The sequence below is a fragment of the Paraburkholderia sp. GAS206C genome (genome assembly GCF_050435645.1).
Classification (GTDB): Bacteria; Pseudomonadota; Gammaproteobacteria; order Burkholderiales; family Burkholderiaceae; genus Paraburkholderia; species Paraburkholderia phenazinium_B.
In genome coordinates this window covers 84,404-106,594 of record NZ_JBNDKR010000013.1, presented here as the reverse complement: position 1 = coordinate 106,594, position 22,191 = coordinate 84,404, and the positions used below count along the sequence as shown (strand labels likewise).

25 protein-coding genes are annotated in these 22,191 nt (G+C 59.6%); 11 read left to right on the top strand and 14 right to left on the bottom strand.

Features of this window, described 5'->3' with window-relative positions:
- Positions 1 to 90: 90 nt before the first annotated feature.
- The 3 genes from P3T20_RS31845 to P3T20_RS31835 all read left to right on the top strand — a co-directional run bounded on the left by P3T20_RS31845 (position 91) and on the right by P3T20_RS31835 (position 2,705).
- Complete coding sequence (locus P3T20_RS31845; protein ID WP_074267375.1) at positions 91 to 981, top strand: carbohydrate ABC transporter permease; 891 nt, start codon at positions 91 to 93, stop codon at positions 979 to 981.
- A complete protein-coding gene (locus P3T20_RS31840; RefSeq protein WP_074267374.1) occupies positions 978 to 1,823 on the top strand; it encodes a carbohydrate ABC transporter permease in 846 nt (281 codons plus the stop codon). The genes P3T20_RS31845 and P3T20_RS31840 overlap by 4 nt, the downstream gene beginning before the upstream one ends.
- 81 nt (positions 1,824 to 1,904) lie before the next feature.
- The gene (locus P3T20_RS31835) at positions 1,905 to 2,705 is read left to right on the top strand and encodes a hypothetical protein (RefSeq protein ID WP_429288899.1); all 801 of its coding nucleotides are present in this window, start codon (positions 1,905 to 1,907) and stop codon (positions 2,703 to 2,705) included.
- A 43-nt stretch (positions 2,706 to 2,748) separates the two neighbouring features.
- Here the strand turns inward: P3T20_RS31835 and P3T20_RS31830 are convergent, their stop codons facing one another.
- Both P3T20_RS31830 and P3T20_RS31825 read right to left on the bottom strand, forming a co-directional pair.
- On the bottom strand, positions 2,749 to 3,036 hold the full coding sequence (locus tag P3T20_RS31830; protein ID WP_074267372.1) for a DUF1330 domain-containing protein: 288 nt from the start codon (positions 3,034 to 3,036) through the stop codon (positions 2,749 to 2,751).
- A 74-nt stretch (positions 3,037 to 3,110) separates the two neighbouring features.
- A complete protein-coding gene (locus P3T20_RS31825) occupies positions 3,111 to 4,097 on the bottom strand; it encodes a chemotaxis protein (RefSeq protein WP_074267371.1) in 987 nt (328 codons plus the stop codon).
- A 314-nt stretch (positions 4,098 to 4,411) separates the two neighbouring features.
- On the opposite strand from P3T20_RS31825, the gene P3T20_RS31820 reads away from it, so the two are divergent.
- Together P3T20_RS31820 and P3T20_RS31815 are read left to right on the top strand one after the other, a co-directional pair.
- On the top strand, positions 4,412 to 4,798 hold the full coding sequence (locus P3T20_RS31820; RefSeq protein WP_429288898.1) for a hypothetical protein: 387 nt from the start codon (positions 4,412 to 4,414) through the stop codon (positions 4,796 to 4,798).
- Between the two features lie 109 nt (positions 4,799 to 4,907).
- On the top strand, positions 4,908 to 5,327 hold the full coding sequence (locus tag P3T20_RS31815; RefSeq protein ID WP_429288897.1) for a secondary thiamine-phosphate synthase enzyme YjbQ: 420 nt from the start codon (positions 4,908 to 4,910) through the stop codon (positions 5,325 to 5,327).
- A gap of 27 nt (positions 5,328 to 5,354) precedes the next feature.
- Here P3T20_RS31815 and P3T20_RS31810 read toward each other — a convergent pair whose 3' ends face one another.
- Both P3T20_RS31810 and P3T20_RS31805 read right to left on the bottom strand, forming a co-directional pair.
- Entirely contained in the window at positions 5,355 to 6,758 is a 1,404-nt protein-coding gene (locus tag P3T20_RS31810; protein ID WP_429288896.1) for a DHA2 family efflux MFS transporter permease subunit, read from the bottom strand.
- A complete protein-coding gene (locus tag P3T20_RS31805) occupies positions 6,755 to 7,240 on the bottom strand; it encodes a MarR family winged helix-turn-helix transcriptional regulator (protein ID WP_429288895.1) in 486 nt (161 codons plus the stop codon). Before P3T20_RS31805 ends, P3T20_RS31810 begins: the two co-directional genes overlap by 4 nt.
- A gap of 221 nt (positions 7,241 to 7,461) precedes the next feature.
- Between P3T20_RS31805 and P3T20_RS31800 the strand changes: the two genes are divergently transcribed.
- Entirely contained in the window at positions 7,462 to 8,361 is a 900-nt protein-coding gene (locus P3T20_RS31800; RefSeq protein WP_429288894.1) for a LysR family transcriptional regulator, read from the top strand.
- A gap of 3 nt (positions 8,362 to 8,364) precedes the next feature.
- Here the strand turns inward: P3T20_RS31800 and P3T20_RS31795 are convergent, their stop codons facing one another.
- Positions 8,365 to 8,568, bottom strand: a complete 204-nt coding sequence (locus tag P3T20_RS31795; RefSeq protein ID WP_143787656.1) for a hypothetical protein — start codon at positions 8,566 to 8,568, stop codon at positions 8,365 to 8,367.
- A gap of 34 nt (positions 8,569 to 8,602) precedes the next feature.
- Here P3T20_RS31795 and P3T20_RS31790 point away from each other — a divergent pair, with 34 nt between their 5' ends.
- On the top strand, positions 8,603 to 8,989 hold the full coding sequence (locus P3T20_RS31790) for a VOC family protein (RefSeq protein WP_429288893.1): 387 nt from the start codon (positions 8,603 to 8,605) through the stop codon (positions 8,987 to 8,989).
- A 99-nt stretch (positions 8,990 to 9,088) separates the two neighbouring features.
- Positions 9,089 to 10,525: an MFS transporter gene (locus tag P3T20_RS31785; protein ID WP_429288967.1), complete on the top strand. Its 1,437-nt coding sequence runs from the start codon at positions 9,089 to 9,091 to the stop codon at positions 10,523 to 10,525.
- Between the two features lie 47 nt (positions 10,526 to 10,572).
- Here the strand turns inward: P3T20_RS31785 and P3T20_RS31780 are convergent, their stop codons facing one another.
- The 4 genes from P3T20_RS31780 to P3T20_RS31765 all read right to left on the bottom strand — a co-directional run bounded on the left by P3T20_RS31780 (position 10,573) and on the right by P3T20_RS31765 (position 13,914).
- Complete coding sequence (locus P3T20_RS31780) at positions 10,573 to 11,826, bottom strand: DUF3734 domain-containing protein (RefSeq protein WP_429288892.1); 1,254 nt, start codon at positions 11,824 to 11,826, stop codon at positions 10,573 to 10,575.
- Positions 11,827 to 11,837: 11 nt separating this feature from the next.
- The gene (locus P3T20_RS31775) at positions 11,838 to 12,620 is read right to left on the bottom strand and encodes a 3-hydroxybutyrate dehydrogenase (protein ID WP_429288891.1); all 783 of its coding nucleotides are present in this window, start codon (positions 12,618 to 12,620) and stop codon (positions 11,838 to 11,840) included.
- A gap of 32 nt (positions 12,621 to 12,652) precedes the next feature.
- The gene (locus P3T20_RS31770) at positions 12,653 to 13,432 is read right to left on the bottom strand and encodes an acetoacetate decarboxylase (protein ID WP_429288890.1); all 780 of its coding nucleotides are present in this window, start codon (positions 13,430 to 13,432) and stop codon (positions 12,653 to 12,655) included.
- Between the two features lie 134 nt (positions 13,433 to 13,566).
- Positions 13,567 to 13,914: a cupin domain-containing protein gene (locus P3T20_RS31765; RefSeq protein ID WP_429288889.1), complete on the bottom strand. Its 348-nt coding sequence runs from the start codon at positions 13,912 to 13,914 to the stop codon at positions 13,567 to 13,569.
- A gap of 243 nt (positions 13,915 to 14,157) precedes the next feature.
- On the opposite strand from P3T20_RS31765, the gene P3T20_RS31760 reads away from it, so the two are divergent.
- Positions 14,158 to 15,345, top strand: coding sequence for an MFS transporter (locus P3T20_RS31760; protein ID WP_429288888.1), 1,188 nt, complete (start codon positions 14,158 to 14,160; stop codon positions 15,343 to 15,345).
- Between the two features lie 72 nt (positions 15,346 to 15,417).
- On the opposite strand, the gene P3T20_RS31755 is transcribed toward P3T20_RS31760, so the two are convergent.
- The 5 genes from P3T20_RS31755 to P3T20_RS31735 all read right to left on the bottom strand — a co-directional run bounded on the left by P3T20_RS31755 (position 15,418) and on the right by P3T20_RS31735 (position 20,054).
- Positions 15,418 to 15,957, bottom strand: a complete 540-nt coding sequence (locus P3T20_RS31755; RefSeq protein ID WP_429288887.1) for a gamma carbonic anhydrase family protein — start codon at positions 15,955 to 15,957, stop codon at positions 15,418 to 15,420.
- The gene (locus tag P3T20_RS31750) at positions 15,954 to 16,835 is read right to left on the bottom strand and encodes a 3-keto-5-aminohexanoate cleavage protein (protein ID WP_429288886.1); all 882 of its coding nucleotides are present in this window, start codon (positions 16,833 to 16,835) and stop codon (positions 15,954 to 15,956) included. The genes P3T20_RS31755 and P3T20_RS31750 overlap by 4 nt, the downstream gene beginning before the upstream one ends.
- Before the next feature lie 18 nt (positions 16,836 to 16,853).
- Positions 16,854 to 17,603, bottom strand: a complete 750-nt coding sequence (locus P3T20_RS31745) for an SDR family NAD(P)-dependent oxidoreductase (protein ID WP_429288885.1) — start codon at positions 17,601 to 17,603, stop codon at positions 16,854 to 16,856.
- Between the two features lie 13 nt (positions 17,604 to 17,616).
- On the bottom strand, positions 17,617 to 18,531 hold the full coding sequence (locus P3T20_RS31740; RefSeq protein WP_429288884.1) for a dioxygenase: 915 nt from the start codon (positions 18,529 to 18,531) through the stop codon (positions 17,617 to 17,619).
- 176 nt (positions 18,532 to 18,707) lie between these two features.
- Positions 18,708 to 20,054 (bottom strand): sensor histidine kinase, encoded by a 1,347-nt coding sequence (locus P3T20_RS31735; protein WP_429288966.1) that lies wholly within the window; start codon positions 20,052 to 20,054, stop codon positions 18,708 to 18,710.
- Between the two features lie 433 nt (positions 20,055 to 20,487).
- Between P3T20_RS31735 and P3T20_RS31730 the strand changes: the two genes are divergently transcribed.
- Positions 20,488 to 21,156: a (2Fe-2S)-binding protein gene (locus P3T20_RS31730; RefSeq protein WP_429288883.1), complete on the top strand. Its 669-nt coding sequence runs from the start codon at positions 20,488 to 20,490 to the stop codon at positions 21,154 to 21,156.
- A 13-nt stretch (positions 21,157 to 21,169) separates the two neighbouring features.
- Positions 21,170 to 22,177: an FAD binding domain-containing protein gene (locus P3T20_RS31725; RefSeq protein WP_429288882.1), complete on the top strand. Its 1,008-nt coding sequence runs from the start codon at positions 21,170 to 21,172 to the stop codon at positions 22,175 to 22,177.
- Positions 22,178 to 22,191: the final 14 nt, after the last annotated feature.

Here is a 22,191-nt window from a genome sequence, read left to right as displayed (position 1 = left end):
GCGGCGCGCATCGTGTTGTACCCGGCCCATCCCGTTGCACCGGCCTCGAGGGTGAATCGAGCGTCCGGCGCGACTTACGATCGAGCACGCATGAGCCGTCCTGCTTCCCCGCGCCTGTCGGCGCCCTGGTTGCTGATTGCGCCTAGTTTGATATTGGCGCTGTTTATCATCAGCTATCCGATTTTCAACATCGTGTATCAGTCGCTGCACGACGTTTCGCGTTTTGGCGCCATCCGTGACTTCACCGGGCTGAAGAATTTCTATACCGTCTTTGCCGATCCGGAATTTCTCGGTGCGCTAAGGCGAACCGTCTACTGGACCTTCTTTGTGGTGGGCGGCACCGTGCTGATCTCCGTGCCGGTGGCGCTCGTGCTTAATCAGGATTTCTATGGACGCGGCGTAGCACGCACCATTGTGATGCTGCCGTGGTCCGTGTCGCTGACGATGACCGCCGTCGTGTGGCGTTGGGCCTTCAATGACGACTACGGCATGGTCAACGTCACGCTGCACCGGCTCGGCCTCATCGACGGGCCGATTCACTGGCTCGCTACACCCGAGCTGGCGTTTCCGGTCGAGATCGCCGTGGGGATTCTCGTATCGATTCCGTTCACGGTGACCATCCTGCTGGGCGGTTTGTCATCCGTACCAGGCGATATCTACGAAGCGGCGCGTATCGACGGAGCGAGCGCATGGCAGCAGTTCCGCAAGCTGACGCTGCCGCTGCTCAAACCGTTCGTCAACATGGCGATCCTGCTGAATGTGATCTACGTGTTCAATTCGTTTCCGATCATCTGGGTCATGACGCAAGGCGGCCCCGATGAAAGCACGCACATCCTCGTCACTTACCTATACGAAGTCGGCTTCCGGCTTGGACGTCCGGGTCAGGCGGCAGCGGTGTCGCTGATCATGCTGGTCATGCTGTTCGCGTTTTCGATGCTGTATCTGCGCATGCAGCCGTCAAAAGAAGGAGAGAACGCATGAGCCTCAAGATGAAACGCACGCTGTGGTGCTGGCTCGCGCTCTCTCCGCTGATCGTCCTGGTGCTGTTCCCGTTTGCGATCATGCTGTTTACCGCGCTCAAGCCGGCCAACGAGGTGTTCGTCTACCCGGCGCGCTGGTTGCCGGTGCACTGGCAATGGAGCAACTTCGCGGATATGTGGGAGGCCGCCAACTTCGGCGTGGCGTTGCGCAACAGCGTGGTGATCAGCCTGCTTTCCATGGCGCTCGCGCTGGCGGTCAGCCTGCCCGCGGCCTATGCCCTCGCGCGCTTTCCGTTCAAGGGACGCGGCTTGTACCGGCAATTCCTGCTCGTCACGCAGATGCTCTCGCCCATCCTGCTGGTGGTCGGCCTGTTCCGCCTCGCCGCGATGATTCCCTACGGCGACGGCAATCTGGTGGACTCGAAGCTCGCGGTCATCGTCTCGTACGCGGCGTTCAACATTGCGTTCGCGGTGTGGATGCTGTCGTCGTACTTTCAGACCGTGCCGCGCGACCTGGAAGAGTCGGCGTGGCTCGAAGGCTGCGGTAGAGCCAAGGCGGTATTCAAGGTGTTCCTGCCGTTGGCCGTACCAGCCATTGTCGTCACCGCCATCTTTACGTTTATCAACGCGTGGAATGAGTTTGCGGTGGTTTATACGCTGATCCGTTCGCCCGAAAACAAGACGCTCACCGTGCAGGTCACCGATATGGTGGCGGGGAAATACGTCGTCGAATGGCATCTGGTCATGGCCGCGACGCTGTGCGCAACCTTGCCGGTTTCCGTGGTGTTTGCCTGGCTGCAGCGCTATCTGGTCAAAGGACTCGCTTTGGGGGCAGTGAAGTAAATCGGCAAGCCCACGAGGCGCAGACGTCGCCCATTCCGGTCACCGTTACGCTAGACTGCGGTCGTCCCGGAGGGCTTCGTCGTGTCCAACCTGAAATCCCGACTGATTCGCTTCAACGCTGCTTGCGCCCTGCTCTGCTTCGAGGCGCTTGCACATGCCGCATCCTTGCAGGCCGCCTCCGATGTCAAGGCTGCGAGCCAGGCGCAAGTCTCGCCGCGCGCGGATATTTTCGCGGCGCGGCCTGTTGTCGGCGACGACCCCGGTGCGGTTAGAGATACGCTGGCGACAGGGCGCGTCCATGCGAACTGGCCCACCTTGACCGAGCGTCTACGCGAACTGATTCCTGCCCGCAAGCCGCCGCCCAATCTCGACCTGGCCAAGGTCGGTCTCGATCACGATCTGGTTTTCGTCGTACCGCTGCCGTACGGCGTGCTCTATCGTTCGCAAAACCATTCCCTGACCGTCAAGACTGATCTGGCAAGCGACGACGCGCCGGGCATGATAGTGCTTAAGAAAATAGTCGCCGGGCAAAGCGGACGCGGTCTGGTGGTAGCCCCGGAAGCCAAAGCGAAAGGATTTGTCCAACAGATCGATCTCGTTGGACTCAAGCTCGACGCATCCAGCAAGACCAAGGTGCGCGCGCACCTCACGGTTCCGCAAGCGACCTTCGCCAGTGTCGACGGCGACTTCGCCATTGCGCTGATGTGTGACCTGACGCCGCCCTACCTGAGCGATAAGCGCGAACACAGCGATCCAACCGATGACGAGCCGACCGACATCACGACCCGAACCTCGGTTCTGTACGCCAATATTCGCGCCGTCTGGCTGATCAGCCCGCACACGGGTACGGTGCTAACGAAGAACCTGCATTTGTCGAACTAGCTTGGCAAACTGATTCGGCGCCGCCAGAGCGGCGCCGGTCGCCTCAAACGCCTTCGACGAGAACGGCGCGATATTTCGAGCCTTTGAAGCGGTGCTGCCTGACTTCCTGATACTCAGGACCGTCGTACCAAGCGCGTGCCGCTTCCGTGGTGGGAAACTCGACAATCACGACACCCTCAGGCGCGTCACCCTCGAGCACCTGCTGCGGACCATAGGCAGCAAGGATTTTGATGGGGTGCCCCTTGAAGGTTGCGCCCACCTTGCTCTGATAGATGTCGAGTTCGGCCTGATCCTGCGTGCTTTCGCGGGTGAAAACGATATACGTTGCCATGGCATGCGCTCCTGCAGTGGAGTGGAGGTGCCACAGATGATGCCACGAAAGCGCGTGATGGTCCGCCGTGCTGCTCAGGCCGTCTGCACCTGAAGCTCGTCCAGCGACCCCTCGATCGCCTTGCGGATTGCTTGCGCCAGTTCACCGGCCGCGAACTTGGCGATATATCCGTTCGCACCCGCATTCTTCACGTGCGCTTCGTTGGCGGCTCCGGTCAGCGACGAATGAATCACAACCGGAATGTCGCGAGTACGCGCATCGCCCTTGATATGCCGGGTCAGCGTAAAGCCATCCATTTCGGGCATTTCGAGGTCGGTCAGGACGAGGGCGACCTTGTCGCGTGCGCGCAGGTTCTGAGCCTGGGCGTCGCGCGCGATCTGCTGCAGCATGTTCCAGGCTTCTTCACCGGTTTTGGCCATGATGTACTCCGCGCCGATCGCACCTAAAGCCTGTTCGATCAGCTTGCGTGCAAAGCCTGAATCATCCGCCGCGAGAATCTTGGCTCCGGGCGGCATGCGCAGATGTGCACCGACCGAATTGGGATCGACCGCCGGGTGTTGGGTCGGGAAAACATCGCGCAAGACCTGCTCGACGTCGATGACCTGAGCGAGCCGCGAATCGCCCGTGTTGCCGTCGATACGCGCAATGCTCGTCACCGACTTGCCGGCAGCGGCGCCTTCGGCCGTCAGCACCTGGTTCCATTCGAGCCGGACGATGTCGTCCACTTCCTCGACCGCAAAAGCCTGCGTAGAGCGCGCAAACTCGGTAACCAGCAGGATGTTCAGGCCGCGCGTCGGCTGACAGCCCATCAGTCGCGGCAGATCGATCACCGGAATGATTTGCCCGCGAATATCCACCGCGCCCATCACAAACTCCGACGCGCCCATAATCGGCGTCACGTTCGGCATGGTCGAAATTTCGCGGATCTTGAAGACGTTGATACCGTATAGCTCGTGGGCATCGCTATCAGGAACCGACCCAAGGCGAAACAGCAGCAATTCGAACTTGTTCGAGCTGGTCAAGCTTGTACGTTCATCGGTCGCGCGCAATTCTGATGCCATTACTGATTCTCCGGGTTCGATTACCGGGCACAGCGCGTTGATGTCGCCCATGACACCGATCGAACGCTCCCGCCTCATAGCTGGTTATCGGCGCACTGCGCCCAAAATTCAGCGCAATCAGGGCGTTTTACGCAGCTTTTCTGCGCTTTAAGGGTTTGCGAGCAACACGCAAACGATTGCGAGTAGGCAATAAACGTTAGACGAAAGCGTTTCGCACGCCGCGTATTCATCAGACGCTGCAAAGTGCGGTCATGAATCTTGCTGCTACCTTTCGACCCAATGCCTTTCGCAGGCCTCACCAAAGAGTTCACGCCATGAAACTGAAGACGATTGCCCCGCTGGCCGTTTTGCTGCTCTCAACCGCCGCGTGGGCGGCAGATGGGGGCGACGCATGCGGCAGGCTGGTCGGAGCCAGCGGGGCGAACCAGCCGGATGGTGGCTTCCGGTTACGCAGTGGCGAACCTGTTGATTTCGTCGGCGGTGGCAAGACGGTGCACGGCGCGTTACAGGTATTCGTCGACGGGAGCGTGTATCGAGCCTATTGGCAGCCCGACGGCGGCCATGAACTCTATGTGCTCGCGAATGCCGCGGCAAACAGCACGCGTCTGATCTCCACACCGCCGCAAGGACAACCCGCCGGCGCGGGGCAGCCCGGCACCGTGCTCGCCCCGCTGAGCGTGGTGTCATGTCCGGCCCTGTAAGCTGCGTGGCATACTCATCGCAGCAGCGGGTGCCGTCGTCTCCTCGCACGATGCGCCCCAGCGCCTACGTCTTCACACTTCGAAAACCGGCCAGGCAGGAGTCGATTCGATGCACCAAGCCATTCGCCATTTGCACGTCAAGGCGCCCGCGCGCGGGCTTGTTGAATTCACCGCGGACGTGCGTGAGTTTGTTCATGAAGCGTCCGTCCAGACCGGCATTCTGACGCTGTTTTGCCGTCACACCTCCGCGTCTCTCCTCGTTCAGGAGAATGTCGATCCATCTGTGCGACGCGATCTGGAAACCTACTTCGGCACACTCGCGCCCGAAGACCTCACCCGCTACGAACACGACACCGAAGGACCCGACGACATGCCCGCGCATCTGCGCACGGCCCTCACCCAGGTGCAGCTTTCCATACCGGTCGGACATGGACGCATGACGTTGGGCACGTGGCAAGGCATCTACCTGTTCGAACATCGACGCCTTCCCCAGACACGCGACATCGTCGCGCACCTCATCGGGGAGTGATGAACGGAACCGTTCGTCGCGTGCGCCTCAAGATTCCGCGGGACGATGAATCCTTAAGGGCAGGAAGCTTGCCGCGCCCACGGCCATCAAATGAAAACCAGTGAGTACGATAAACACGACAAAAAACCGCTGCGGTTCGGCGTTCGTTGCGGCATGCATCGAAAGCGACATGACCATGGCCAGCAGGGTGGTCGCAATCGGGGCGCCGAGCCTTTGCGCGATGTTTAACGCTGTATTCGCCAGCGGAATCCTGTCTTTCGGAATCGACGAATAGGCTGCGGTGATTGACGGTATATTGATCGTTCCCTGCCCCGCTCCCGTCGCGAACAGGCTGAGTGCTGCCCATACAGGCGAGAACTGATGCTCGATCATCCATAGGAACGGCAGCATGCCAAGAAAGGCGAGGCCTGCGCCTCCGGCAGAGACCGCGCGGCAACCGTACCGGTCCGTCAGGAATCCTACTAGTGGGAACGAACACATCATCCCAACCCCGATTGCTGAGATCAGCCAGCCGGCTTGAGCGGGGGACAGCGCGCAACCGGTTATGAGGTAGAGTGGAATGAGAAGCTGCCGTCCAAACATGATCCCATTCGCGCAGAATTGCGTGGCTGCGGCAACCGAAAAAATCCGGTTGCGGAAAATCCTCACGTCGATCAGCGACGCGCTGCCGCGACGTATAGAGTAAAAGAAAAAGCCGCAGAGAAACAGCGCACCCACCACTAACGTGCATTTTCCGAGCGTTATAGACGTGTTCTGCAGGCCATAGATGACGCCTACGAGACCTGGCGAGATCAACAGGAAGCCAGGAAAATCAAACGGCCGCTTTTGCTCCGCCAGCGTATCGCGCGGAAGCAGTCGAACCGCCAGGATGACGCCCAACACGCCAAGTGGCAAGTTGAGGTAAAACAGCCAGGGCCACGTGGCATGCGCGAGAATCGCCCCGGCCAGCACAGGGCCGACAACCGGCGCGACCAGGATAGGCACGGTGACATAGCCCATCGCACGCGCCATGTTCTTTCCGGCGACGCGTGCGATCATCATTTGCGTCATCGGCGTCAGCACGCCTCCCGCCAGTCCTTGAGCGATCCGGGCACAGATCAATTCGTCCATGGTGCGTGCCGCGCCGCAGAGAAGCGAGGCCAGTGTGAATGCGGCAAAGCACGCAAGGTAAATGCGCTTCGCGCCGACGCGGTCGACCAGCCAGCCGTTAAGTGGCAGCATCAGCGCCATCGCGAGCAGATAGCCGCTGATGATCCACTGCGCCGACGCAATCGACGCGTGGAGCGACTGACCGATGGTCGACAACGCTACGTTTACGACAGTCGAATCGACTTGCGTCATGATTGGCGCGATCAATACGACAACTGCGACCCGCCAGACCATTGGATCGATGCGATTCGATGTGTTCGCGCTTCGGGTGGAGCTGCTCATTTTTCCGCCAGCCGTTTGATGATTTCGCCGGCCTTGAAGAGCGTTTCGCGCTCTTCATCATCGAGTGCGTCAATCGCCTGCGACAGCCACATGCGCTTGGCGTCCCCCGTTTTCTTGCGTAACTGGACAGCCTTCTGGGTCAGCTCGATCAGCACCTGGCGCCCGTCGGTCGCATGCGGCTTGCGTTTGATCATGCCCATTTCTTCGAGCGACGCCACCGTCGTGCCCATTGACTGGGGTTTCATACCCTCGGCACGCGCAAGATCGGCCGTGGTGGCGGGACCGTCTTTCGCGAGACGTGATACGACCATCGATTCCGTGAACGAAAGCTCGTCGCTATAGGATTCGCTGCGAGTCCGCCGCACCAGCATCCCGATGGCTTGCATAAAGTCGATGATGGCTTGATCGAAAGGCTTTTTGGACATATGTCTCAGGAACGCCTGGATGGAACAATGAGACACAGCATGGACAAAAACAGTCAAACTTGCAAGGTAAACTTGGAAGATTAACTTCTAATATCGTTGACCACGAAGCCACGATGCCGGTCAGCGCGGCTCAGATTCGCCAACGATCCCGCGTGCCGGATGTCCGAATTTCGAAAGTACTTGACCTAACAACTGAATCGCTCCCCGCTAAAGTCTCTTCTGTATCCAGGGCAAAGCGCTGCCACGCCTGCTCTTAACAGCGACCGGGAGAATGCAAGGTGGACGCACTGAATTCGATGCGGGTCTTCGTCAAAGTTGCGGAATTCAACAGCTTCGCGCGTGCCTCAGAGGCGCTCGATATCGCGGTGCCGAGAACAAGCAGGATCATTTCCGAACTTGAAGACCACCTCGGTACCCGCTTGCTGCAACGAACTACGCGCAAGATGTCGCTGACCGAACCTGGACGCATCTATCTGGAGCGTTGCCGGCAGATTCTCGGCGAGATCGAAGAGACCTATCTGATGCTTTCGGCCAATGCGGTGAGCACCTCTGGGCGAATCCGTGTCGTTGCGCCGGCCCTCTTTGCCCAGCGGAAACTGGCGCCGGTACTCGCCGCTTACCAGCGCGCCTATCCTAACGTCGTCGTCGAATTCGTTCTCGCCGATCGCACGGTCGATCTGATCGAGGAGGAGTTCGATCTCGGGATTCTGCCGGCACGCCGGATCCATGGCATGAGCCAGATCTCGCGCCATCTTACGCATACCGACTTTTACGTCTGCGCAGCGCCCAGTTATATCGATGCGCATGGGTCACCTAAACATCCATCGGATCTGGCCCATCACGCATACCTGGCATTCCGTACTGAACACAGCAACGAAGAAATCGTTTTCCACGCCGCCGACGGTACGCCTATAGCTGCGCATCCCAAGGCCAGCTTTGTGTGCAACAACATCGGGATGGTGCGTGAAAGCGCGTTAGCCGGGATGGGCATCGCCACCCTCTCCGCGTATCTGGTCGAAGACGACATCCGCACCGGACGCCTGCAGCGCGTATTGCCTGAGTATCACCTGGCGGACCGAGAGTTCCGGATCGTTTACTCGACGCGCAAGTTCCAGTCGCTCAAGGTCAAGGCGTTCATTGACCTGGCGGTTGAACACTTCCGCGAACGGGATGTCTAGCTCCTACACATAGCCCGCTTGATCGCCTGAAAGGCCGCCCCCTCCAGCACGACCCATCAGACAATTGGCCGAATCGGCATGCAGACCACCGTCTAAAGCGCCACCACCGCTCGCCCTTCCTTCCAGATGAGCCTTTCCTGGAAGGAAAGCCTGCTTGAGAATCCATCGATTATCGCGCTCCGGAAAATGCAGCAGGATGCGAAACATAGCGTTATCGCTCTTGCTCAAGAAGGAGTTTGGTATGCCATTGATCGATCACCTCGATCATCTCGTCCTGACATGTGTCGACCCCGAAGCGACCCGGCATTTCTACACGCAGGTCATGCAGATGGAACTCGAAACCTTCGGCGCAGGCCGTCTGGCGTTCCGGTTCGGCAACCAGAAAATCAATCTCCACGTCCGTGGCGCCGAATTCGAACCCAAGGCGCACGTGCCCGTGCCTGGCGCGCTGGACCTGTGCTTCATCACCACCGTTCCCCTTGACGACGTTATCCGGCATCTGAACGAGGTGGAATGGCCGATCGTCGAAGGTCCGGTCGAGCGAACGGGCGCTACGCAAAAAATTCGTTCGGTGTACGTGCGAGATCCTGATCTCAACCTGATCGAGATTTCAGAACTCCTGAGCTGATTGGTAATGCCCAGCTCCGCACCCGGCATAAGAACCGTGGGCGGCAAGACACCACAACCTACAAATCAAGGAGACACCATGAATGCCAACAATCCGGGCATGGGCGCCGCTACAGGCGCCCAACCTGCCTTTCCATCCTCCGAAGCAGGCATAGCAGCAAGTGCAGCGCCTCAGTCCGCCGATGCCTTCACGGTCGGTGACTGGATGGACAACATGCCGGTAGGCTCGCTGCATCGATTCGTGGTGTGGGTGATCGGCATTGGCCTCTTCTTCGACATGTACGAGATCTTTCTCGTCAGCTCGATCGGCACCGCGCTTCAGAGCGAGTACGGAATCAACCCGCACAGCACCGACTTCAAGTTCCTGCTCGCCTCAGCCTTCATTGGCATGTTCGTGGGCTCATTTCTCCTCGGCAGCATCGCCGACCGTATCGGCAGGCGCAAGGCGTTTCTGTTCACCCTCGTCTGGTATAGCTTCTTTTCGCTGGCCGGTGCATTCTCGGTGAACGCCGGAATGCTGGTAGCCTGCCGCGTGCTTACCGGCATTGGCGTGGGCGCGATCTATCCCGTTGCAGATAGCTTCCTCTCCGAGATTCTGCCCAAAGAACGCCGCGGCCGGCTGGCTGCATGGGCCTACACCACTTCGTATGTGGCTGTACCGTTAGTGGGATTCCTTGCAGTGTGGCTCAATCCGCTGCACCTTGGCGGTGTGGCGGGCTGGCGGATCATCCTCGCGATTGGGAGCCTCGGTGCCGTATTGGTCCTGTTCGTTCAGCACAAGCTTCCGGAAAGCCCGCGCTGGCTTCTGGCCCAGGGACGCGTGCAAGAGGCGCACGCCATGCTGCGAAGGTTTGCCGGCAGCGCAGGTGTTAACGTGTCGAGCATTACCCCGGAAGCGAAACCACACCAGCACCCAATGCGCTTGAGCGAACGTTTTGCCTTACTGCGCCAGGCGCCTTACGGCAAGCGTTATGTAATGCTGACCATCTTCCATATGCTGCAAGGGTTCGGCTACTACGGCTTCGGCACTCTGGCCAGCACCGTGGTGAAAAGCCGCGGTTACGACATCACAGGTGGGACGTTGTTTATCGCGCTGTCGTTCCTCGGCTATCCCGTGGGGTCTCTGCTTTCGATTCCGCTTCTCAACTGGATCGAACGCCGGACGCTGGTAGTCGCGTCTATCCTCTCGATCGCAGTCTTCGGGTTATGTTTTGCCTATTCGAACAACTCAATGTTGATCGTGTGCTTCGGCTTTTTGACAACGTGCGCATCGAATGTATTCAGCAATGCGTACCACGTATATCAGTCGGAGATATTTCCGGCCAGTGTGCGGTCCACTGCGATCGGCAGCACCTACTCGCTGTCACGCTTCGTCAGCGGCGTCTTGCCGTTCATCCTGCTGCCGGTATTGAACCAGCGGGGCGCAGGGGCCATGTTCGGCATCATCGCTGCGGCATTGCTGACCGTAGCGATCACCATACGTACGCTGGGGCCTCGCACCACGCGGCGTAGCCAGGATGAAATCAATCCCGTTTAGCAGACCGGCGCCGCTATCCCTACAGAGGCAATAGCGGCGCAAATCGTCTACACAGCAACCTTTCGCTCCGCTCCAAGCGGCAATTCAGGCATGTTACGGTCAGACTGCGGCACGGCGTCGGCGCGCCGATGCACGTCATGTGTCACGAAGCCCTGTTCTCGGCTCGGCACATCGAACCACTCCCGATGGGCGAACGAGTCACGGATATCCTCAAGACCGCTCTCCCAATGCTCGTTCATCGTGTCGAGGCTGAACTCGTAGTCCTTGTAATGCCCCTCATAAGGTTTGTTCTTGTAGATGAGATGCACGACATTGATCGCGCTGCCGTCAGCGGCTTCTTCCGCGCGACGGAATAGCGGATCGGACTTCAGCACGTCAGGCGGAACATGCGCAAGCAGTTCCTTGATGAAACGCGCGTGCTTCTGACGATCTGCCAGCATGTTGGTGATCGCCCGCGTGCGGCTCGAGTATTGAATGTCTTTGGCGCGTTCGGACACGTCGAGGAAGTCGCCCGGTGGATTACCGCGCGCGCTCCACAGATCCACCTGAAACACCAATGCATCCTTGTGATCCGCATCGCGCAACACCTCGGTAAGCGGCGTGTTGGACACGAGGCCGCCGTCCCAGTAGTACTCGCCGTCGATCTCCACCGCAGGAAAGCCAGGCGGCAATGCGCCCGACGCCATGAAATGCTCCGGTTCCAGACGCATTTTCGTGTTATCGAAATACACCAGGTTGCCGTTTCGTACATTCACCGCGCCGACCGACACGCGGATGTCGCCGTCGTTGATGCGATCGAAATCGGCGAACTGCAGGAGCGTTTCCCTTAACGCAGACGTATCGTAGTAGCTCACCAGGTTGGACGTCTGCTTGCCGAATCCGGCCATCGGCAACGGTCTGCGTGGCGAGAAAAATCCCGGCTGACCTTCCGTCAAGGCGCGTCCTGCTGCCCACAGGCCGGCCCACTTGCGCGACTGATCATGCATGCCGAACACGGTCGGTATCCAGGCTCCCAAACCGCCTACCCAGTCAAGCGGGTGGCAGATCGAATTCCAGAACTCGTGCAACGCTTCCACCCGCTTCTCCGGCGCATTGCCGGCAATGATTGCGGTGTTCAACGCACCGATCGAGACGCCTGCAATCCAGTTCGGTTGCACGCCGGCCTCGACCAGACCTTCGAAGACGCCGGCCTGATACGAGCCAAGCGCACCGCCACCCTGAAGCACCAGAGCAATTTCGTCGTAGCGCGGCAGCACGAACGCATCTGGCTGCCGGTTGTTCTTTTTCGAACTGCTGCGCATACGTTACCCCTTTATTGCATTGCCCAACCGTGGCTGACGATCACCGACTGTCCGGTGAGCGCATTCGATTCGAAGCCGGCAAGGAACGCCACCGTATTGGCCACGTCCTCGACCGTGGTGAACTCACCGTCGACAGTTTCCCTAAGCATCACGTTCTTCACGACTTCAGCTTCGGAGATGCCGAGCGCCTTGGCCTGCTCGGGAATCTGCTTGTCGACAAGCGGCGTGCGTACAAAACCCGGGCACACGACATTCGCGCGCACACCGCGCGGACCACCTTCTTTCGCAACCACCCGCGCCAACCCTAGCAACCCATGCTTGGCGGTCACATAGGGGGCCTTCAGCTTCGACGCCTCGTGCGAGTGCACCGATCCCATGTAAACGATCGAGCCGCCCTTGCCGCTTGCGTACATGTGTTTGATCGCCGCTTTCGTGGTGAGAAAAGCGCCGTCCAGATGGATTGCCAGCATCTTCTTCCAGTCGGAAAACGCATACTCCTCAATGGGGGCGACGATCTGGATACCCGCGTTCGAGACGAGCACATCGATGCTGCCGAGTTCCTTCACCGCGCGCTCAATGCCGCTATTCACCGCTTCTTCGCTGGTGACATCCATCGCAACGGCGAGCGCCTTTCCGCCCGCAGCGACGATGCTGCTCGCCACCTTCTGTGCGTTCTCGAGATTCAGGTCGGCAATCACCACTGCCGCGCCGAGACTGGCGAGTTTGCGTGCGCACTGCTCACCGATACCGCTTGCCGCACCGGTCACCAGCGCGACTTTATTCGTCAAAGACATGTTGCTCTCCTTTCCTGCAGGTTCATGGAGCGTTATTGATTGACCGCGAGTTTCACGGTCTCGGTCGAGGCCAGATAGTCGAACGCAACCTCGCCGATATCCAGTGTCAGATTGGCGACCACGTGCCGAGCCCCGACGATGCGCTTCACCGGCAGGTCGGCGACGGGCGCCAACGCATGCGGATGCAGTTCGAGCGCTGCCGGCCCCGACCACGCGCCGAGCACGCTCACGTCGCGCAGAAAGAAACGCACGAGTTCACACACGCGCGCTGAACCGTCGACATGCGGAATCACTTTCAACAGATAGTTCGGTGTGTCCGCCAGCTTCTTGCGCTCGGCCTCGATATCGAGCGCTGTGTGCTTGAAACCCATCGTGCCGGTTGCGATACGCTGTGTGCCGTAGTCGAGCGTGCCGAGCAGCGTGTCGTTGCCGTCGACACTCAGAGTGGGCCTGGCCAGTTTCTTCGGAAAACCCCAGATTTCGCGGCCACCCGCGATCGGGCCTTCATCATCCAGGTACATCGAGTGCGTGTAGTTGCCGAGACGCCCTTGCTGGTCGCGTACCGAGATCACCTGACCGCTTTCGGTGTAGTCGCCAAAGCCGGATGAGTCCGGCATGCGAATAAATTCGTAATGCACAAGATCGTTTTCCGGATGCAGCGGCTCCGGCACAATGGCGCGCAATGCATCAAAATCGGTCTCATACGAAATGATGAAGTATTCCCGATTGATGAATCGATACGGCGGCCGCGGATAGGCGGGATTATGAACGGGCATCGCAAAGGCATCTTTGCGGATGGAAGCGAGATTCATGACATTCCTTTTATGACTGGGGCGCAAGCAGCGCCGCGTGAAATGGTAGGGGCAATCCTCACGCCGAACGAGCCACCATTTATCAATAGACCGTTAACCAAACTGCAACGCTGGAACTGGAACCGCCTCACACATCACGGTGTCGAACGCGGCAGTGGCATCGCCAGTAAAATCATCGCTGCCTGCGCGGAATCGTTTCTCAACGCACGCGATTCACCGGGCGCGAGGCGACACGAGTCGTGTTTATAGAGCGTCGTTTCATCGTCTCCGGTACTAACCACCACCTGGCCTTGCAGCACCAGGTAGTGCTTTTCCAGCGGCGACGCTGCAAGCGAGGTGTGGCCTCCGGGCTCTATCGTCGACACACCCATCCACAATGCTTCGGAAGGGCCGGCCTCATGGCCCTGCAGTCTCACGCAACGCATCTGATGGTGCTGCGCAGGAAAGTACTCGGGGGCTTCATTAAATCGCGTCACGTTCATGGCTTAAGCAAGGCTCCGTGGGTGATGACTTCATTCGTTGCGTTGAAGTGAATGGTAGTCGCCGCATAGCAGCCGGAATGCCAATTACTTTCGCTTTTCGGCCAACCCTGTGCAGACCGTTTTCGCTGCTACGGAAAAACCTGAAGTACGCAGAATGACCGGAACTCGAAAACATCTGTCTGAACGGTCTTCGGAATTAACGCTAAGCTCTGCGGCGAACTGCACTCTTCGAGATTGATACCCATGAGCGAAACACCCGGCGACGATACCGCCCAGCGCCATCTTGTACGTCTGACTGCGGCGCTGTTCCTCTCCTACCTGGCCGTCGCGATGGCGCTGCCGGCCATTCCCGTTTACGTGACCCATCAACTGCACCTTGGCAACGCGCTGGGAGGACTGGCCGTAGGTATCGCATTCCTCTCGACAATTCTCACGCGCAACCATGCCGGCAATCTCGCCGACCAGGTTAGCAGCAAGATCTGCATGCTGCGCGGACTCAAGCTGTATTCACTGGCCAGCCTGATTTGCCTCGTATCCGCGTGGGCGGTACTGCCCCCGCCCGCCAGCTACGGATTGCTGATCGTCGGGCGTCTGCTCCTCGGTCTCGGCGAAAGTCAGGTACTGGTCGGCATGATCAGTTGGGGTGTCGGCCTCATGGGCACCCACCGCTCGGGCAAAGTCATCGCACTCGTCGGCGCCGGGATGTACGGAGCATTCGCCGCAGGCGGCCCAGTTGGTCTTTTGCTGCTTCGCTACAGCGGATTTGCAGGTCTGATGCTCGCCTGCACCGTCGTTCCGCTGCTGGGTTGGTGGATGGTTCACGGCGTCCCGGAAGTGCGGTCGCCTACCGGTAAGCGCGAATCGTTCTGGCGCATCCTTGCCCGCATCTGGCGGCCCGGCGCGGCGGTGGGACTGCAAGGCGTGGGCTTCGCGGGACTCGGCGCCTTCATCTCGCTGTACTTCTCGAGCCGGGGTTGGCCGTTGGCCGGTTTTGGACTGACCTGTTTCGGTGTCGGCTTCGTGCTCGTGCGGCTCGTTTGCGGACACTTGCCGGATCGTATCGGCGGTACCCCGGTGGCCATCGTGTCGCTGATGGTCGAAGCGTGCGGACAATATCTCTTGTGGATCGCGCCCGGCCCTTCACTGGCACTGGTCGGCGCGTTGCTGACCGGGCTCGGCTGTTCGATGGTGTTTCCGTCGATGGGCTCGGAAGTGGTCAAACGCGTGCCACCTCAACTGCGCGGCACCGCGCTCGGCGGCTTTGCCGCGTTTCAGGATCTGGCTTACGGTGCGACAGGTCCCATCGCAGGGCTGTTCGCCGATCACTATGGCTATTCTGTCGTGTTTCTGATCGGCGGACTTGCGGCTGTGCTCGGGCTGGGCATGGCGATCGCGGCCCATCGGGAAGGTAGAGTACTTGCCAGTAGCTGAGGATAACTGGATATCTTTGGTGCATTGGCGCGGTAAGCCCGAGAAGCTTCGGCCAACCGCGCAAACGTCTTGTTAGAAATGCAGCACGACCGGCTTGGAGAACATGTACCGTTCCGCAAGCGCCACATAGCGGTCTGCCGATGTGGTCATCCCGGCGAGTTCCTGTTCTGTGAGTGGACGCAAGAGTTTGGCAGGATTGCCGGCCCATAACTCTCCCGACCCAATCACCTTCCCCGGCGTCAGCACCGCACCCGCCGCCAGCATGCCGCCGGCACGGACAATTGCGTTGTCGAGCACGCGCGCACCGAACCCCACGAACGCCAGATCCTCGATGGTGCACGCATGCAGGATTGCGCCATGTCCCACGGTGACCTGGCTGCCGACCAGAGTCGGCGGGCCATTGGTCGTGCCGTGCAGAATCGAACCGTCCTGAATATTCGTTCGCGCACCGATCACAATGCGCTGTACGTCCCCGCGTAATACGCAGTTGAACCAGATCGACGCTTGCTCGCCAATCTGCACGTCGCCAGTGATCGACGTACCGCGCGCAACGAATGCCGTTTTGTGCACGGTGGGTGTCCCGAACTGTCGGGCGTCCTGATGCTCACTCATTTCACCAGGCCCAGTTGTTCGCGCGCCTCCCGTGGCGTCGCAATCTCTCCACCGAGCGACAGGACGATATCCCGTGCACGAGCCACCAGCACCGCGTTGGTTTCGGCCAGCACCCCTTTGGAGATGTAGATGTTGTCTTCGAGGCCGACACGCACATGCCCGCCGGCCAGCCACGCCTGCGCGACAATGGGGAACTCCGTGCGGCCAATGCCGAAGGCCGACCAGGCCGCGCCTTGCGGGAGAAAGTTGCGTGCATAGAACAGCGTCTCCGGCGTTGCCGCGAAGCCGTACTTCACGCCCATGACGAACGTCCAGAGTCCTGGCCCGTCGAGTACACCTTCCTTGATCAGATCGAGCGCGAGGTGCAGGTCACCGGAATCAAAGATTTCAAGCTCCGGCTTGACACCCGCTTCGCGTATCACACTAGCCATGCGCCGCACGTTCTTCGGCGTGTTGATCACGACGTCGCCACCTGAGTTCATCGTATTCAGATCCAGGCTACAGATATCTGGCTTCAATGCGGCAATATGCTCGACCCGCTTTTCAGGCGGCAACAATGTCGTTCCAGGTGCCGCTACTTTGGGATCGTCGTCGCTCGGAATAAAGCGCCCGCCGGGACCGGTGGTCAGATTGATGATCAACTCGTGATCGACGGCACGGATGAGTTCGATCACCTGCCGGTACAGCTCGATTTCCATCGAGGGCCGGCCGGTTTGCGGATCGCGCACATGAATGTGAACGACGGCAGCGCCGGCCTGTGCTGCTTCCAGTGCCGACATAGCGATCTGCTGTGGCGTGATGGGCAGGCCAGGATGCTGCTCCGGCTTTGTCAGGTTACCTGTCACCGCACAGGTGATGATGGTTTTACGTGCATGCATGATAAGTCTCGCTTAAGCTCAGTTCAGACGACGGCCACCATCGACCACAATCGCGACGCCAGTGCTGAATTTCAGGTGGGTCGCACACGCTTCGATTGCTGCGGCGATATCTTCAGGAGTGCCAATGCGACCGAGAGGTGTCGTCGCGGCCACCTTGTCGTTAAAGTCCGAGCCACGTCCAGGCACAAAGCTCGTATCCACGACGCCCGGGGAAACATTCAGAACGCGGATGCGCGGCGCGAGCGCGCGCCCCAGCGATGCGGCCATCACATCAAGGCCGGCCTTCGCCGCACAGTAAGCAATGTTGCTGCCCACGCCGGTAGTGCCGGAAATCGACGATACGTTCACCACGAGACCATCGCCCGACTCGTCGAGCAGCGTGCGAAAGGCGCGAATTGCTGCGAACTGCGCGCGCCAGTTCACCTTCATGATTTCGTCGATGAGTTCGTCGGTCAACGCGTCGAGGTCCGCGTGTTTGATTGGCCTGGTGAACCCAGCCGTATTCACCAGAATGTCAGCCCGCCCCAGTTGCGACTTGACGCAGTTGGCGAGGTCTGTGAGCGACGCGCTATCGGCAATCGACGTCACCGCTGCCAGGTGGCCGCTGCCCGGCAGTGAATCGACAACACGCTGTGCCTTGGCAACGCCGGACTGGCTGGTGACGACAACGGTAGCCCCCGCATTGGCGAGCCGGTTTGCCGTAGCGGCACCAATACCACCCGTGCCGCCAAGAATGACTGCCACTTTTCCTTCGAGATCGTTGGACACTGTAATCTCCGCTTTATTTGATGGGGGGCGTCGGGTACGTCGGCGTCCCTTCGGCCAGCACGAATTCGTACCCGAGTGTGTAATACGGTCCGCTCACATCCGCGTCAGGCGCGTGGCCGTCTTCGTGCAGTTCGAATGTGCCTACCAACGAGCGAATAACGCCGAACACGACGTCCGATCCCAGGTATTCCGAATCGTCTGCAAAGACCTGGCTCACCAGGGTTTCGTAGCCTTCAGCAATAACAACGAAGTGAATATGAGCCGGGCGATACGGATGCCGGTGCTGCTTGTCGAGCAGCACGCCAACCGGACCGTGCGTAGGGATCGGATAGCCCGCGGGCCTGACGGAACGAAAGCGGAAGTAACCGTCGGCATCCGTTCTGAAGCGGCCACGCAGATTCATATCGGGCTGCTCCGGGTCCTGGTTTTCATACAGACCCACCGGCGACGCTTGCCACACGTCGACCATGGCATTCGCGACTGGCCGGTTTGCCCGATCGACTACGCGAGCGCGCACGAACAACGGCGCACCGGGCGAGCCATCGTCGACGATGCAGTCGCCATTGCGGTATTCAGGTGAATTGCCGCGATAGAACGGGCCGAGCAGCGCGCCGGGTGTCCGGTCGGTCTTGTCAATCGTATTGAGCAGCGTGACCAGTGTTGAAAAGCCCAGCACGTCCGAGCACAACACAACCTCGTTGTGATCGTCCACGGTGGCCTGGCCAATCGCTTTGACAAATTCAATGCCCTTCTCGAACTCCTGGTCCGTCAACCTGACTTCCCGGAAGAACGCGTGGGCGTGACGTACTAGCGCGTCGACGATCTGCTTGAGCCGGGCGTCGTCGGTCCGGCTCATTGCGGCAAGCACCACGTCCGTAATCCAATCAGCATCGTCCACGATACTGTCCAGATGCGATAAATCGGTCATACGAGTCTCCTTATAGGCTCACCGGACTCGCCTCACGACGGCGCTGATGAAGCGCCTGAAATTGGTTTCAATGAGTTTCGTGAGGCCATGTCTGGATGCTAGCCACTCGGGAGATGCGCGGCGGACAACCGCTTTCGAGTTTCTGCCACTTGAGCGTTTCTGCGCTGCTGGCGCCCTCACCCCAGGGAGCGCGACCAGCAATCAATGATCACGCGGACGCCCGGATCCGCGTTCGCCAACCTCATCGTAAAGTCGTGCACGCGCAGCACCGCCGACACGATGCTTAGACCGATGCCAGAGCCAGCATGATGCTCCGTGCTTTTGCTCCGGTAGAAGCGCTGCAGCACCAGATCATGTTCAGCGGCCGGAATACCAGGTCCTGTGTCGGCAACGGTGACCTGTGGGCCGGCCGGTGTTTTTCTCAGTTCCACCTTGACGGTGCCGCCCTCCGGCGTGAACTTGATGGCGTTATCCACCAGGTTGCTCAGCGCCTCGAACAGCAGATTGCGGTCCCCATGGATCCCGGGAATCGGCTCCACGTGCATGACGAATTGAACCGACCGGCTTTCGGCCAGCGGCTCATAAAGCTCGCCGATTTCCCGCACGAGTGTTTCCATCTCCACCTCGGCAAATCCCTCGCGGCGTTTCAGCGCGCCGATCTCCGAGATCCGCAGGATTGCCCGGAAGCGCTGCAGCAAGCGGTCGGTATCGGATCGGGCACGCGCAATCAGGTCCAGCATTGGCTGGTCTTTCAGGCCTCCGGCCCGATGCGCCATGCTACCGAGCAGCACAATGACGTGCGCAAGCGGGGTGCGAAGATCGTGGGCAATGCTATCGCACGCCCCCTTCATTTCACCGATGAGCCGCTCGACTTCATCGAGCATGTGATTCACAAGATGCGACAGCATGTCGATTTCATCGCGGCCGCCTGTTGGCAGACGCTGGTTCAGATCGCCTTGCGAAATTCGCAGCGTGACGCGACGAATCGCCCTCACACGTCTCATCTGCCGCACACTCATGGCAAGCCCCAAAGCAATGCCAGCGGCCAGGCAAAACGTGCCGCCCATCGAAAATGCCCTGATGATCGCCTTACGGATGTGAAAGATGTTCGTGACATCGCGGCTGACCAGCAATATGTCGCCGTTCTTGCGCCGCTCCGCCGTCGCACGCACCATGGGCACCGGGCGCCTGCCCGTGACAGACAACGTGCGCGCCAGCGTCACGCCATCCCTGTCGACGGTCAACTGCGGGGGAAACGCCATCACGTCACCCGCAATGTGCCTGCCGTCCGGTGTAAATAACCCGTAGTAGTTGGCGTGCATGTGCGAATTTTCGAGGCGATCCTGGATCGCATCGGGAAGCATGTTATCGGGCGTCGAATCGAAATAGATCAGTTGCCAATCCATCACGACGTCGACTTCGTGCTCCATCTGCCCGGTCACCGCGTGCTCCACGAAGACCAGCAGCAACAGCATTGAAAACAGAAAGGTGATCGTATAGACGAACAATAGCCGCGAGGTCATCGTGGTCCAGCGGGGCCGCCGCTCCGCAGGTTCGGTTTCAAAGGGGGATTTCACTTGCGTTGGCTTCGGATGGACGATCGACGGTCAACAGGAAAACACATTTTTCGGAATCCTGCTCTGCAGCGAACAGCTTGCAGACTAGGCTCGCTGCCCGAACCGCTGCCTGACCGCTTGATTAAAGAAAATTTAACTGGCGGTCTGCGTAGACACTGTTATCCGGCCGACAATAATCCTCCTCTATCCAATCGCTTCAGGTCCGCAAGCACCGTCGAATGGACCACAAAATAGGGGCTCAAATCGCAGTGTTCATCTAGCCGTCAGTTCGCCGCCATTTTCGCGTCACTCCATTTTTGTATGATGAGCCTAACGAGTGCCGGCCGATAAAGCGGCATGCGCATCCCATCCATCCGTGGTTCAGCGGAGAATCAGACTCATGAGTAAAGATCCCCAGAAACCGGACGCCACCGCAGACGATCCTGCAACGGTGCTTGAACGCCCTACGCGTCGATCGTTCCTGACACGCGTGGGCGCTGCCGGGGTCGCAATCGGCGCCGGTCAACTTCATTCGGTGGCCCTCGCGGAGGCCGATCCCACCATCGAGGAGGCACCGCCAGCATCGAACGTGTCGGCAGATGGTGCCAACATGCACGTCCGCCTGAACGTCAACGGCACAAACTACGATCTGGATATCGATTCCCGCACGACCCTGCTCGACTGCCTGCGCGAGCATCTGCACCTGACCGGCACCAAGAAGGGCTGCGACCATGGCCAATGCGGTGCGTGTACGGTCCATGTGGATGGGCGGCGTGTAAATTCATGCCTCAGCCTTGCCGTCACCCACGAGGACGAGGCGATCACGACCATTGAGGGTCTTGGCAAGCCCGGAGCACTGCACCCGATGCAAGCGGCTTTCCTCGAACATGACGGGTTCCAGTGCGGGTACTGCACGTCCGGGCAGATCATGTCCGCCGTCGCGCTTCTCAAGGAGCCATACGGTCATAGCGACGACGATGTGAAGGAGGCCATGAGCGGGAATATCTGCCGCTGTGGCGCCTATACGAACATCGTGGCCGCGATCCAGCAGATTCGTCGCAGAGTTTAAGCGGAGCGCGCTCATGGAATCCTTTCAGCTTAAACGCGTCGCCAATGTCAGCCAGGCGATCGACTCCGCGAATCCTGCCGCTAACGGCCAGGCCAACGGCGCCCCGATTCGTTTCCTTGCGGGAGGCACGACGCTGCTCGATCTTATGAAGCTCGACGTCGAACGTCCTGCTCAGGTGATCGACATCCATCGCTTGCCACTCGATCAGATCGAGGCCATCGACGGCGGTGGCGTCACGATAGGAGCGACGGTACGCAATTCGGATCTCGCCAATCATCCGCTAATCAAAAGCCATTATCCGGTTCTGTCGCAAGCGTTGCTATCCGGCGCATCCGCGCAATTGCGTAACATGGCGACGACCGGCGGCAACCTGCTGCAACGCACACGTTGTGTTTACTTTCGCGACACCGCAACACCCTGCAACAAGCGCGAACCCGGCACCGGCTGCTCGGCGATCGACGGGTTCAACCGGAACCTGGCCATTCTAGGAACCAGCGAGCACTGCATCGCGACGAACCCCTCGGACATGAACGTAGCGATGACCGCACTCGAGGCTACGATTCACGTCGAAGGCGCGCAGGGCAAGCGGGATATTGCTATCGACGATTTCTTTCTGTTGCCGGGGAGCACGCCCGAGCGTGAAACCTCGCTTAAACCGGGCGAACTCATTACTCATGTGACGCTTCCGGCGTCGGTGCCTGGCAATCGCATGGTCTATCTCAAGCTGCGCGACCGCGCGTCGTATGAGTTCGCATTGGCGTCGGCAGCGGTCGTCATCAAGGTCTCAGCGGGCAAGATCGATCACATCCGTATTGCGTTAGGCGGTGTAGGCGTCAGGCCTTGGCGCTCAAAAGAGGCTGAAGCGCAATTGCTTGGACAAGCGCCGGACGCCACGGCTTTTCGTGCTGCGAGTGAAGCAGCGCTGCAATCGGCGCGCGTACAAAGCCAAAACGGCTTCAAGGTCGAACTCGCAAAGCGCTGCATCCAGCACGCACTCACACTTGCCACACAGACTGCCTGACGCAACGGTCGCGA